The sequence below is a fragment of the Bradyrhizobium sp. Leo78 genome (genome assembly GCF_059512425.1).
Genome location: NZ_JCAMOT010000006.1, coordinates 121039 through 133524, shown reverse-complemented (window position 1 = coordinate 133524; position 12486 = coordinate 121039). Strand labels below are relative to the sequence as shown.

At 64.4% G+C, this 12486-nt stretch carries 7 protein-coding genes; 3 read left to right on the top strand and 4 right to left on the bottom strand.

Annotation, left to right across the window (positions count from 1 at the left end; genetic code table 11):
* Positions 1-84: 84 nt before the first annotated feature.
* The gene (locus AC5ZG1_RS10100; RefSeq protein ID WP_496132747.1) at positions 85-1809 is read right to left on the bottom strand and encodes a SulP family inorganic anion transporter; all 1725 of its coding nucleotides are present in this window, start codon (positions 1807-1809) and stop codon (positions 85-87) included.
* Positions 1810-1902: 93 nt separating this feature from the next.
* Complete coding sequence (locus tag AC5ZG1_RS10095) at positions 1903-2502, bottom strand: TetR/AcrR family transcriptional regulator (protein ID WP_130226168.1); 600 nt, start codon at positions 2500-2502, stop codon at positions 1903-1905.
* A 102-nt stretch (positions 2503-2604) separates the two neighbouring features.
* Here AC5ZG1_RS10095 and AC5ZG1_RS10090 point away from each other — a divergent pair, with 102 nt between their 5' ends.
* Both AC5ZG1_RS10090 and AC5ZG1_RS10085 read left to right on the top strand, forming a co-directional pair.
* Positions 2605-3852 carry an efflux RND transporter periplasmic adaptor subunit gene (locus AC5ZG1_RS10090; protein ID WP_496132746.1) on the top strand — a complete coding sequence of 416 codons (1248 nt, stop codon included), beginning with the start codon at positions 2605-2607 and terminating at the stop codon, positions 3850-3852.
* Between the two features lie 244 nt (positions 3853-4096).
* Positions 4097-7279, top strand: a complete 3183-nt coding sequence (locus AC5ZG1_RS10085; RefSeq protein ID WP_028169158.1) for an efflux RND transporter permease subunit — start codon at positions 4097-4099, stop codon at positions 7277-7279.
* Positions 7280-7368: 89 nt separating this feature from the next.
* Here the strand turns inward: AC5ZG1_RS10085 and AC5ZG1_RS10080 are convergent, their stop codons facing one another.
* Together AC5ZG1_RS10080 and AC5ZG1_RS10075 are read right to left on the bottom strand one after the other, a co-directional pair.
* On the bottom strand, positions 7369-7593 hold the full coding sequence (locus AC5ZG1_RS10080) for a hypothetical protein (protein ID WP_130226165.1): 225 nt from the start codon (positions 7591-7593) through the stop codon (positions 7369-7371).
* Between the two features lie 337 nt (positions 7594-7930).
* A complete protein-coding gene (locus AC5ZG1_RS10075) occupies positions 7931-8731 on the bottom strand; it encodes an SDR family NAD(P)-dependent oxidoreductase (protein ID WP_496132745.1) in 801 nt (266 codons plus the stop codon).
* A 192-nt stretch (positions 8732-8923) separates the two neighbouring features.
* Between AC5ZG1_RS10075 and AC5ZG1_RS10070 the strand changes: the two genes are divergently transcribed.
* Entirely contained in the window at positions 8924-12394 is a 3471-nt protein-coding gene (locus AC5ZG1_RS10070) for an indolepyruvate ferredoxin oxidoreductase family protein (protein ID WP_496132744.1), read from the top strand.
* Positions 12395-12486: the final 92 nt, after the last annotated feature.

Sequence of the window (12486 nt, the reverse complement as noted above, 5' to 3'; positions counted from 1 at the left end):
GCCACGAGCGGCATTGGTCCGACTGATCATAAGATTCCGCTTGGCCGTCAGAAGCTGACATGTGCGCCTTTATGAATGCACACCTTAGCGGCCGGCTTGGTCTTCCCAGTCCTCCCATTCCACATCACTGTTGATGTCCAGGTAGGCGGAAACGGCGGCGCCGACAGTCGGGAAGAAGCTGTCCTCGCCGAGCTGCGCCAATAATCCGAATTTCTTCAGCTTGTCCTTTACGGGATCCTTGAGTTCGGCAAAACGAAGCTCGATGCCCCGCGCGTGCAGTGTCTCGTCCAGCTGGGAAAGTGTATCGCCGGCGGTGACGTCCACGCTGGTGACCGGCTCCGCGGCAACGACCAGCCAGCGCACGGGCGTCGGTGATTTCGCCACGGCATCCATAATGCGCTCGTTGAAGAATTCGGCGTTGGCGAAGAACAAAGGCGCGTCCCACCGAAACAGCACCAGCCCCGGGACCTGGCGTGCATCCGGATATCTGGTGATGTCGTGATAACCTTTGACGCGGTCGGCGCGGCCCAACACGGCCGAATGCGGGCGCCACCCGTCCCATAGAAATTCGGCGATGGCGATGGCGATCGCGAGGCCAATTCCCGGAATCACCCCGAGCACGGCCACGCCGACAAAGCAGACGATCGACAGCCAGAACTCCCATTGCTGGATGCGATAGATCCGTTTGAGGTCGGTGACCTCGAACAACCCGATCGCGGCGGCGATGACGACGGCGGCGAGCGCGGCGTTGGGCAAGTGCTGAAGGAGGTTTGGCGCTACCAGCAGCAGAAGGGCGATGGCCAGCGCGCCGACGACACAAGTCAGTTGGGTGCGGGCGCCGGCGGCTTCGGCAACCGGCGTGCGCGAACTGCTGCTGCTGATCGGAAAGCCCTGGAAAAAGCCGGCTGCCAGATTGGCGGCGCCAAGCCCCACCATCTCCTGGTTGGGATCGGCCTGTGTGTCCAATCGTGCGGCAAAGGCGCGCGAAAGCACGCTGGTGTCGGCGAACGATATCAGCGCGACGGCAGAGCCGCCGAGCACGACCGGCACTATGTCATTGATGCCGATCAGAGGAACGGCGAAGCCCGGCAACCCCTGCGGAAGAGGACCCAGGACGGTGACGCCATAATGCGGCCCGAGACCCAGCGCACCGACGATGAGCGTCGCCGCGACCACTGCAATCAGGATACCTGGCAGCCGCTTGTTGTTCCGGAGCACGAGAATAATGATCAGGGTGCCGAGACCAATCCCGAAGGCGATCCAGTTGGTCTTGCCTTCAAGGATCGCATCGCCGATTGCCCACAAGCTCCGCAACGGTCCCTCGCTCTCGATGGAGAAACCCAACAGCTTTGGCAGTTGGCTGACCAACACGGTCAGGGCAATTCCGTTCATGTAACGGTAGCGTATCGGCTTGGAGAGAAGCTCGGTCACAAAACCCAGACGCGCGATGCCTGCCAGAATGCATACCGTCCCGGACACGATGGCCATTGCGCCCGCCAAGGTTGCGGCGCGCAGAGGATCGCCACCCGACAGCGGAACGACGACGCCGAGGATGACTGCTGCGAGAGCCGAGTCCGGTCCCAGCACAAGGATGCGGCTGGGCCCGAACAACGCGTAGACCAGCAGCGGTACGATCGTTGCGTACAGACCGTAGATGCCGGGCAAGCCCGATGCTTCCGCGTAGGCAATCCCAACCGGGACCAGCATGGTCGCCAGCACGAGCCCGGCGAAGACATCGTGGCGGAGCGACGCCGCTTCATATCGACGGATGGCGTCGAGACCTGGCAGCCAGCGGCTCCAATGCTTCATCGCCGGTCACTCCCCAACCCGGTCAGGCTCGCACCATTCTCGGATCAAACCCGGCAGAGGTTCAAGCTGAGCGGACGGAGCGGGGCAGGCGACTTACGAATTACTCTGCTCCTCGAACGCCTTCACCGATACCGCGGCGACCTGCCGCAGTGCCTCGCGGTCGGCGCCCGACGAGGCCATCACGCCCATGCCGGCGATGACTGCGGAGAGATAGCGCGCGAGCGCGGCGGGGTCAGCGGTTTCCTTCAGGTCGCCCTCGGCCTTCGCCCTGACGAAGCGCTCGCGGAGCTGGTTTTCGGTCTGCGCCCGATGGGCGGCGAGTTCGAATGGAACGTTTGCCGAGCCGGTGCCGCAGGCAAGACCGCCCTGGACCAGCAGGCAGCCGGGTGGGTTGGCCGGGTCGGTCTGGGTATCGGCGGTGCCCATCAGCATGCGCTCGGCCACCCCGCGGGCGGTCGGCGCGCTCACGATTTCTTCCATCCAGCAGGCGCGTTTGGCGCTATAGCGATCGAGCGCAGCCTTCAACAGGCCCTCTTTGCTGCCGAAGGCCGCGTACAGGCTTGGCGGATTTATGCCCATGACTTCAGTGAGTTGCGCGATCGTCGCGCCCTCATAGCCGTGCCGCCAGAACACTTCCATCGCCTGGTCCAGCGCCGCGTCGGCGTCGAACGCCCGGGGCCTGCCCATCGCCATTGCGTGCTCCCTGAAAATTTCTTAACATCCGCTACATAAGTATCTTGCGGACCGGCGTCCAGATCCACATTTGTAGCGCTCACTACATTATGGAGCGCGCAAATGCCCCCCGCCCGTATTACCCCCCGTTCTGGCCGATTCCGACGCATCGTTGGCGGTATTGTGATCGTTGGCGCCGTCGTGGCGGCCGGATCGGTCCTTTCCGGCCGCTATTTTTATGCCGCGCAGGCGACCAGTGCAGCCGCCGCACCGGAGCAGGCCGTCGCCGTGACGGTCGCGGCCATCGAGCCCCGACAGGCCAATCTGTGGGACGATTTCTCCGGCCGCCTCGAGGCCATCGACCGTGTCGAGGTCCGGCCGCGTGTCGCCGGAGCGATCCTTTCGACCAACTTCACCGAGGGCTCGCTGGTGAAGGCCGGTGACGTCCTGTTCAAGATCGATCCCGCGCCTTACGCCGCCGAGGTCGACAAGGCCAAGGCGCAGCTCGAGGCCGCCAAAGCGCGCGTGGTGTTCACGACCAGCGAACTCGAGCGCGGCGCGCAGCTCGTCGGCAACGCGGTCGTGACGCGGCGCGACTATGACCAGCGCGACAATGCCAATCGCGAAGCCATCGCCAACGTCAAGGCCGCCGAAGCGACGCTGCAAACCGCAAAGCTCAATCTCGACTACACCGAAGTGCGCGCTCCCGTGGACGGCCGCGTCGGCAAATTCGAGGTCACCGTCGGCAATCTCGTCGCGGCCGGTACCGCGTCGCCGGTGTTGACCTCGCTGGTCTCGGTCAATCCGATCTATGCCAGCTTCGACGCCGACGAAGAGGTGGTGCTGCGCGCGCTGAACTCGATCGCAGATGCCTCCGGCACGCGCGGCAATCTCGACCGGATCCCGGTGGAGATGACGACGTCCGGCGGCACCACCGCCAAGGGGCATATCCAGCTCATCGACAACCAGGTCAACGGCCAGAGCGGCACCATCCGCGTGCGGGCGGTGTTCCGCAATGAAGACGGCCGCCTGATCCCGGGTCAGTTCGCCCGCGTGCGCATGGGCCAGCCGCAGAAGCAGACGCTTGTGCTGGTTGATGAGCGCGCGATCGGCACCGACCAGGACAAGAAATTCGTGATGGTGGTCGGCGAGGATAGCCGCGCAGTCTACCGTCCGGTCGCGCTCGGCGGCACCGTCGACGGCCTGCGTATCGTCACCTCGGGCCTGAAGTCGGGCGAGCGCATCGTCGTCAATGGCCTGCAGCGCGTGCGCCCCGGCGCTCTCCTGAAATTGGAGATCGCCGAAATGGGCGCGCGGGGCACCCAGCAGGCCGCTGCCGGTAGCAACAATCAGCATCTGGCGCAGCAGTGATGCGTGATGACTTGGCGCTCGATCGATCTGCCGGACTCCACCTCGCCCCGCTCGCGGGGAGAGGTCGGATCGCATCGAAGATGCGATCCGGGTGAGGGGGAACCTTTCCACGAGTCTATCTCTCACCGTGTTTGCGGAAGCTCCCCCTCATCCCGACCTTCTTCCCGCGTGCGGGGAGAAGGAGAAACTCCCCAACTCCTGAATTGATCGCATTGGAAGGCTCCGCACAGGCGGGGGCACACCCATGAATCTCTCGAAATTTTTCATCGACCGCCCGATCTTTGCAGGCGTGCTGTCGGTCCTGATTTTCCTCGCCGGCCTGATCTCGCTGCTCGCGATGCCGATCTCGGAATATCCCGATGTCGTGCCGCCTTCGGTCGTGGTGCGCGCCACCTATCCCGGCGCCAATCCGAAGGTGATCGCGGAAACGGTCGCCACGCCGATCGAGGAGCAGATCAACGGCGTCGAGAACATGCTCTATATGAGCAGCCAGGCGACCACCGACGGCGCGATGACGCTGACGGTGACCTTCCGCCTCGGCACCGACCCCGACAAGGCGACGCAGCTCGTGCAGAACCGCGTGCAGCAGGCCGAGCCGCGCCTGCCGGCGGTGGTGCGCCAGCTCGGCATCATCACCAAGAAGAGCTCGCCCGACCTCACCATGGTGGTGCATCTGTTGTCGCCGAACAACCGCTACGACATGACGTATTTGCGCAACTACGCAGTGCTCAATGTCAAGGACCGGCTGGCGCGGATCGACGGCGTCGGCGACGTCCAGCTCTATGGCGCCGGCGACTATTCGATGCGGGTGTGGGTCGATCCGCAGAAGGCCGCCGAGCACGGCCTGACCGCGAGCGATATCGTCAGGGCGATCCAGGCGCAGAATGTCGAAGCCGCCGCCGGCGTGGTCGGCTCCTCGCCCAGCGTCAAGGGCATCGACCTGCAGCTTTCCGTCAATGCCGAGGGCCGGCTCGCCAGCGAAGAGCAGTTCGGTGAGATCGTGGTGAAGACCGGCGCGCGCGGCGAGGTGGTACGGCTGCGTGACGTTGCGCGCATTGAGTTAGGGGCTTCCGAATATGGCCTGCGCTCCCTGCTCGACAACAAGCAGGCGGTCGCGATCCCGATCAACCAGGCGCCCGGCTCCAACGCCCTCGATATCTCCACCAAGGTCCGCGCCACCATGGCCGAGATCAAGAAGAACATGCCCGATGGCGTCGACTTCAAGATCGTCTACGATCCCACGCAGTTCGTGCGTTCCTCGATCGAGGCGGTGGTGCACACGCTCTTGGAAGCGATCGTGCTGGTCGTGCTGGTGGTGATCCTGTTCCTGCAGACCTGGCGCGCCTCGATCATTCCGCTGCTCGCGGTGCCGGTGTCGATCGTCGGCACCTTCGCGGTGATGCATGTGTTCGGCTTCTCCATCAACGCGCTCAGCCTGTTCGGCCTGGTGCTCGCGATCGGCATCGTCGTCGACGACGCCATCGTCGTGGTCGAGAACGTCGAACGCAATATCGAGTCCGGCCTGTCGCCGCGGGAGGCCACCTACCAGGCGATGAAGGAAGTGTCCGGCCCGATCATCGCGATCGCGCTGGTCCTGATCGCGGTGTTCGTGCCGCTCGCCTTCATCTCCGGCCTCACCGGTCAGTTCTACAAGCAGTTCGCGTTGACGATCGCGATCTCGACCGTGATCTCGGCGATCAACTCGCTGACACTGTCGCCGGCGCTCTCGGCGCTGCTGCTGAAGGGCCATCACGAGCCCAAGGACAGGCTGACGCTGATCATGGACAAGGGGCTGGGCTGGTTCTTCCGGGGCTTCAACCGCGTCTTCACGCGCTCCTCGGAGAATTACGGCCGCAGCGTCACCAAGGTGATCTTCGGCAAGGCCGCCGTGATGGGCGTTTATGTGCTCCTGATCGGCGTCACCGCCGTGCTGTTCAAGCAGGTGCCGAGCGGCTTCGTTCCCGGCCAGGACAAGCAGTATCTGGTCGGCTTCGCGCGGCTGCCCGACGGCGCGACGCTGGATCGCACCGAGGAGGTCATCCGCAAGATGAGCGACATCGCGCTGACCCAGCCCGGCGTCGAAAGCTCGGTGGCCTTCCCGGGTCTGTCGATCTCCGGCTTCACCAACTCCTCCAACGCCGGCATCGTGTTCTCGACGCTGAAGCCGTTCGACGAGCGCAAGGACGCTTCGCTCAGCGGCAATGCGATCGCCGCCGAGCTCAACAAGAAATATGCCGGCATCCAGGAAGCTTTCATCGCGATGTTCCCGCCGCCGCCGGTCAACGGTCTCGGCACCATCGGCGGCTTCAAGCTGCAGATCGAGGATCGCGCTGGCCTCGGCTATGACGCGCTCAACGAGGCGACCAAGGCGTTCATGGCGGCGATGTCGAAGGCGCCGGAGATCGCCGGCCTGTTCTCGAGCTTCCAGGTCAACGTTCCCCAGCTCTATGCCGACATCGACCGCACCAAGGCGCTGCAGCTCGGCGTGCCCGTGACGGAGGTGTTCAACACGCTCCAAATCTATTTGGGCTCGTACTACGTCAACGACTTCAACAAATTCGGTCGTACGTACTCAGTCTATGTCCAGGCCGACGCGCCGTTCCGCGCCCGCGCCGACGACATCAGGCAGTTGAAGGTGCGTTCGGCCTCCGGCGACATGGTCCCGCTATCGGCGCTGCTGAAGATCCGCCAGAGCGCAGGGCCAGAGCGCGCGATCCGCTACAACGGCTTTTTGTCCTCGGACATCAACGCCGCTGCGGCGCCCGGCTATTCGTCCGGCCAGGCGCAGGAAGCGGCGACGCGGATCGCCGCCGAAGTGCTGCCGCCGGGCTTTGCCTTCGAATGGACCGACCTGACCTATCAGGAGTTCATCGCCGGCAATTCCGGCCTCTGGGTCTTCCCGCTCGCGATCCTGCTGGTCTTCCTGGTGCTGGCTGCGCTCTATGAAAGCCTGACGCTGCCGCTCGCGATCCTCATGATCGTGCCGATGGGACTGTTGGCTGCGATGTTCGGCGTCTGGCTCTCCGGCGGCGACAACAACATCTTCACCCAGATCGGCTTGATTGTGCTGGTGGGATTGTCGGCGAAGAACGCGATCCTGATCGTCGAGTTCGCGCGCGAGTTGGAATTCGCCGGCCGTTCGCCGATCCGCGCCGCGATCGAGGCGAGCCGCTTGCGGCTTCGCCCGATCCTGATGACGTCGATGGCGTTCATCATGGGCGTGCTGCCGCTGGTGCTGTCGACCGGCGCCGGCTCGGAGATGCGTCGCGCGATGGGCGTCGCAGTGTTCTCCGGCATGATCGGTGTCACGATCTTCGGTCTGTTCCTGACGCCGGTCTTCTATGTGTTGCTCCGCAGCGCCACCGGCATGAAGCCGCTGACGCATCACGGCGAAGCGACCATTCCAACAAAGGCCCACGCGGCATGACGCCGCGCGGGCCCGGAGCGTGATCACGCATTACAAAAAGATGAAGCGGGATGGTTTCGAGGAAAAATCATCCCGCTGCAGTCCTCACCTCAAGCGGCGAGGTCCTGCAGCAGTTTCGACGAGCCGCGCACCAGCACCTTGCGTCCGGCAGGCGTTAACGCCAGCGAATCGCCCCGCATCGCGGCGAGCCCGAGCGTGATCAGGCTTTCGACCGCAAACCTGCTTATTCTCGAAGGGTTTGCTGCAGGTGCACGCAACGCTTTGAGAACTTCCCACTGATCGGTTGTCAGCTCATAGTCGAATTCGTCGTTCATGGTCCCTCGGATTCGTTAACCATCGACGGGGCGCGTATTACCCAGCGCTCGTGAAGAACATGCGACCAGAACGAGTCAGGATTTCGAATTACGGGGATAGACCGTCACATCATCGTGTGGCTGGAATTCTTCAATATTTTCAAGCCATCCATTGAATCTTAACCAGATGATACAGCCGTGCTGCCCCTTCTCCCTCGCCCCGCTCTTGCGGGGAGAGGGGCGGGGTGAGGGGAGTCTCCGCATCTTAGGTTTTTGAGAGAAATGCGTTCGCGGAGAGACCCCTCACCCGGCGCTGCGCGCCGACCTCTCCCCGCAAGAGCGGGGCGAGGTAAAGCAGTCAACCGCGCCGTACGCTGGCACCCCCATCCACAGGCAATGTGACACCCGTAATAAAACTCGCCTCATCTGACGCCAGAAACAGCGCGGCGTTGGCGACGTCCCAGCCGGTGCCCATCTTCTGGCGCAGCGGCACCTTGCTGTCGCGCTCGGCCTCGACTTCCGCGCGGCTCTTGTTGAATTCGCGGGCGCGGGTGTCGACTGCCATCGGCGTGTTCATCAGGCCGGGCAGGATCACATTGGCGCGAATGCCGTATTGCGCGTTCTGATAGGCAAGCTGTTCGGTGAAGGCGATCATCGCCGACTTCGTCGCCTTGTAAGCGACGTAAGGGTAGGTCGTGATCGCCGCCATCGAGGAGATATTGATGATGGCGCCGCTGTTCTGCGTGCGCATGATCGGGATCACATGCTTGGCGGCGAGGATGCAGCTCTTGAGGTTGATCGCGACGCAGCGGTCGAACGCCTCTTCGCTGATCTCGAGCAGTTCGGCATCGCCGCCTGCGAGGCTGACGCCGACATTGTTGTGCAGGATATCGACCTTGCCCCAGCGCCGATGCGCGTCCGCCACCATCGCCTTGATCTCGGCGTTCTTCGTCACGTCGGCCTTGAAGGCGACAGCGGTGCCGCCCTTCGCCGCGATCATGTCGACGGTCTCCTGCGCTGATTCGAAATGGTGGTCGACGCACAGCACCTTGGCGCCTTCGCGCGCGAAAGTGAGCGCGGTGGCGCGGCCATTGCCGATGCCCTCGCCGGGGCTCTGGCCGGCGCCGACGACGATGGCGACACGATCTTGAAGGCGCATCTCTGCTTCACTCCCGCTTTTCGTTTTTGTCCATCGGGGTTCTCCCCGTTGACGATAGCGTTTCAAAGATGCGCGGGGCCGGCAAGGGGGCGGGAGATATGCTGTCAGGCCATGAATGCAGGCCCTTCAACGCATAGCAAAACGGTGCATTTTATGCAGCCATAAAAAGCTTGCACGAACGGGGAGCGAAGCATGTCGCTGATGGAAGTTGGCCTGGACGACAAGTACCGGTTGGACGTCAAACGCATCTTTCTTTCCGGTACCCAGGCGCTGGTGCGGCTTCCCATGCTGCAGCGCGAACGCGATCGTGCGCAGGGACTCACCACAGCGGGTTTCATCTCCGGCTACCGCGGCTCGCCGCTCGGCATGTACGACCACACATTGTGGCGGGCGAAATCTTTCCTCAAGCAGCACGACATCGCCTTCGTCCCTGGCCTCAACGAGGATCTGGCCGCGACCGCGGTGTGGGGCAGCCAGCAGGTCGGCATGTTTCCGGGCGCCAAGGTCGACGGCGTGTTCGGCATCTGGTACGGCAAGGGACCCGGCGTCGACCGCTCGCTCGATGCGCTGAAGCACGCCAATTCCGCCGGCACCTCGCGGAATGGCGGCGTGATCGCGCTCGCCGGCGACGACCATGGCTGCCAGTCCTCGACGCTGGCGCATCAGAGCGAGCAGGTGTTCGCATCGGCGCTGATGCCGGTCGTCAATCCGGCCACGCTGCAGGACTATCTCGACCTCGGCATCCTTGGCTTCGCCTTGTCGCGCTACAGCGGCTGCTGGGTCGGCTTCAAGGCGATCTCCGAGACGGTGGAGAGCTCGGCCTCGATCATCAGCGATCCCGACCGGATCCGGATCATCACGCCGGATGATTTCGAGATGCCGCCGGATGGCCTTTCCATTCGCTGGCCGGATGCGCCGCTCGAACAGGAGCGCCGCCTGCACGGCCCGAAGATGCAGGCCGTCGCCGCCTTTGCCCGCGCCAACCGCTTCGACCGCATCGTGCTCGACTCCAAGCCGGCGCGGCTCGGCATCATGGCGACAGGCAAGGCCTATCTCGATCTGCGCCAGGCGCTGGCTGAGCTTGGTATCACCGACGCCGAGGCGCAAGCGCTCGGTCTTCGCATCTACAAGGTCGCGCTGACATGGCCGCTGGAGGAATCCGGCGCCCGCGCCTTCGCCGAAGGATTGCAGGACGTGCTCGTGGTCGAGGAGAAGCGTGGCTTCATCGAGGACCAGCTCATCCGCATTCTCTACAATGTGGATGCTTCCAGGCGGCCGTCGGTGGTCGGCAAGCGCGACGAGAGCGGCGCGGTGCTGCTGCCGAGCGAAGGGGAATTGACGCCGACCATGGTCGCTGCCGCTGTCGTCGCGCGGCTGCGCAGGCTCGGCCATCGCAGTCCGATGCTGGAGCAGCGCCTCGCCAAGCTGGAGGCCTTCGATCGGCCGGCCGAGGGCATCGGCGCCGCAAAACTGCAGCGCACGCCCTATTTCTGCTCGGGCTGTCCGCACAACACCTCGACCAAGATCCCGGAAGGCAGCCGCGCCATGGCCGGCATCGGCTGTCACGGCATGGCGCTGTCGATCCCGGCGCGCCGCACCGCCACCATCTCGCATATGGGCGCCGAGGGCGTGGCCTGGATCGGGCAGGCGCCGTTCACCGACGAGAAGCACGTCTTCCAGAATCTCGGCGACGGCACCTACACCCATTCAGGCCTGCTCGCACTGCGCGCCGCGGCCGCCGCCGGCGTCAACATCACCTACAAGATCCTCTATAATGATGCGGTCGCGATGACCGGCGGTCAGCCCGCCGAAGGCAGCTTCAACGTGTCGCAGATTGCGCATCAGGTCGCCGCCGAAGGCACCAAGCGCATCGCCATCGTCTCCGACGATCCCACCAAATATCCCGCCAACTATTTCCCGGCCGACGCCACCGTGCATCACCGCCGCGAGCTCGACGCCGTACAGCGCGAGCTCCGCGACATCGCCGGCCTCACCGTCCTGATCTACGACCAGACCTGCGCGGCGGAGAAGCGCCGCCGCCGCAAGCGCGGGCTCTATCCCGATCCGCCCAAGCGCGTCTTCATCAACGAGCGGGTCTGCGAGGGCTGCGGGGACTGCTCGGTGCAGTCGAACTGCGTCTCGGTGCAGCCGCTGGAGACCGAGTTCGGCCGCAAGCGCCGCATTGATCAGAGTAACTGCAACAAGGATTTTTCCTGCATCGAGGGCTTTTGCCCGAGCTTCGTCACCGTCCATGACCCGAAGCTGCGCAAGGCCGACCGCGCTGCCGCCGATCCGTCGGCGCTGTTCGCGGACCTGCCGACGCCGCAGCCTCAGGCGCTTTCAGGTCCCTACAACATCCTCGTCACCGGCATCGGCGGCACAGGCGTCATCACCATCGGCGCGCTGCTCGGCATGGCAGCCCATGTCGAGGGCTTGGCGTGCTCGACGCTCGACTTCACCGGCCTGTCGCAGAAGAACGGCGCGGTCATGAGTCATGTGCGCCTCGCGCCGCGTGCGGAGGATCTCGCCAGCGTCCGCATCGCCGCCGGCGGCGCCGACCTGATCCTCGGCTGCGACATCGTGGTCGCGACCAGCGTCGCCGCGCTGAGCCGGGCCGAACGCGGTGTGACGCGCGCGATCGTCAATGCCGACCTGCTGCCGACCGCGAGCTTCGTGATGAATCCCGACCTCGATTTCGAGGCGGGCACGATGCGCGATGCGTTGAGCCAAGCCGTCACCTCGTCCGACCTCGACATCCTCGATGCCACCGGCCTTGCCACCGCGCTGATGGGCGACAGCATCGCCACCAACGCCTTCCTGCTCGGCTTCGCCTTCCAGCGCGGCGCGGTGCCGATGTCGCTGGAGGCGCTGATGAAGGCGATCGAGCTCAACGGCGCCGCGGTTGACATGAACAAGATCGCCTTCTCATGGGGCCGGCTCGCCGCGCACGACCTGGCGCGCGTCGTCAGCGCCGCGCGCTTCAAAACGTCGAGCGCGGCGCCGGCACGGCGCACGCTCGACGAGACCATCGCCTTCCGCACCAAGTTTCTCATCGACTATCAGGACGAGGCCTATTCGCAGCGTTACCTCGCCGACGTCGCGCGGGTGCGGGCCGCCGAGACGGCAGCGGCCCCCGGCTCACATGAGCTGACGGAGGCGTTTGCAAAAGGCCTGTTCAAGCTGATGGCCTACAAGGACGAGTACGAGGTCGCGCGGCTCTATACCGATGGCGAATTCGCGAGGGCGTTGAAGGAGCAATTCGACGGCGAGCCCGGGTTGAAGGTGCTGCTCGCCCCGCCGCTGTTCGCGCGTCGCGACAAGGTCACCGGACATCTGCAGAAGCGCGAGTTCGGGCCCTGGGTGTTCAGCGCGTTCAGGCTGCTGGCGCGGCTGAAACGCTTGCGTGGTTCCGCGCTCGATATCTTCGGCTACACCGCCGAGCGGCGGATGGAGCGGGCGCTGCCGGGCGAATATTCGGCGATGATCCTGCGCCATCTCGGCAACAAGCCGCTCGATTTGCCGCGCTTGGTGGCGCTGGCGAAGGCTGCGGAGTTGGTACGCGGCTACGGCCACGTCAAGGAAGCGAACGTCGCTCGCTATCGCCAGGAGTGCCAGCGGCTCGAAGCTGCGATCGGTCAGCCGGTCGCGCAGGCAGCCGAGTAGGTTCCGATCCGGTCCGGTGCTTGGGCTGATTCTTGAGCCTATTCTTGGGCCGCAGGAAGCAACCTGCGGCCATTGTTTTCGTTGATCGGTAA

What these genes read in the sequence shown, in the direction of transcription:
- AC5ZG1_RS10100 (WP_496132747.1), bottom strand. Translation starts at nt 1,809, where the DNA reads ATGAAGCATTGGAGCCGCTGGCTGCCAGGTCTCGACGCCATCCGTCGA.
- AC5ZG1_RS10095 (WP_130226168.1), bottom strand. Translation starts at nt 2,502, where the DNA reads ATGGCGATGGGCAGGCCCCGGGCGTTCGACGCCGACGCGGCGCTGGAC.
- AC5ZG1_RS10090 (WP_496132746.1), top strand. Translation starts at nt 2,605, where the DNA reads ATGCCCCCCGCCCGTATTACCCCCCGTTCTGGCCGATTCCGACGCATC.
- AC5ZG1_RS10085 (WP_028169158.1), top strand. Translation starts at nt 4,097, where the DNA reads ATGAATCTCTCGAAATTTTTCATCGACCGCCCGATCTTTGCAGGCGTG.
- AC5ZG1_RS10080 (WP_130226165.1), bottom strand. Translation starts at nt 7,593, where the DNA reads ATGAACGACGAATTCGACTATGAGCTGACAACCGATCAGTGGGAAGTT.
- AC5ZG1_RS10075 (WP_496132745.1), bottom strand. Translation starts at nt 8,731, where the DNA reads ATGCGCCTTCAAGATCGTGTCGCCATCGTCGTCGGCGCCGGCCAGAGC.
- AC5ZG1_RS10070 (WP_496132744.1), top strand. Translation starts at nt 8,924, where the DNA reads ATGTCGCTGATGGAAGTTGGCCTGGACGACAAGTACCGGTTGGACGTC.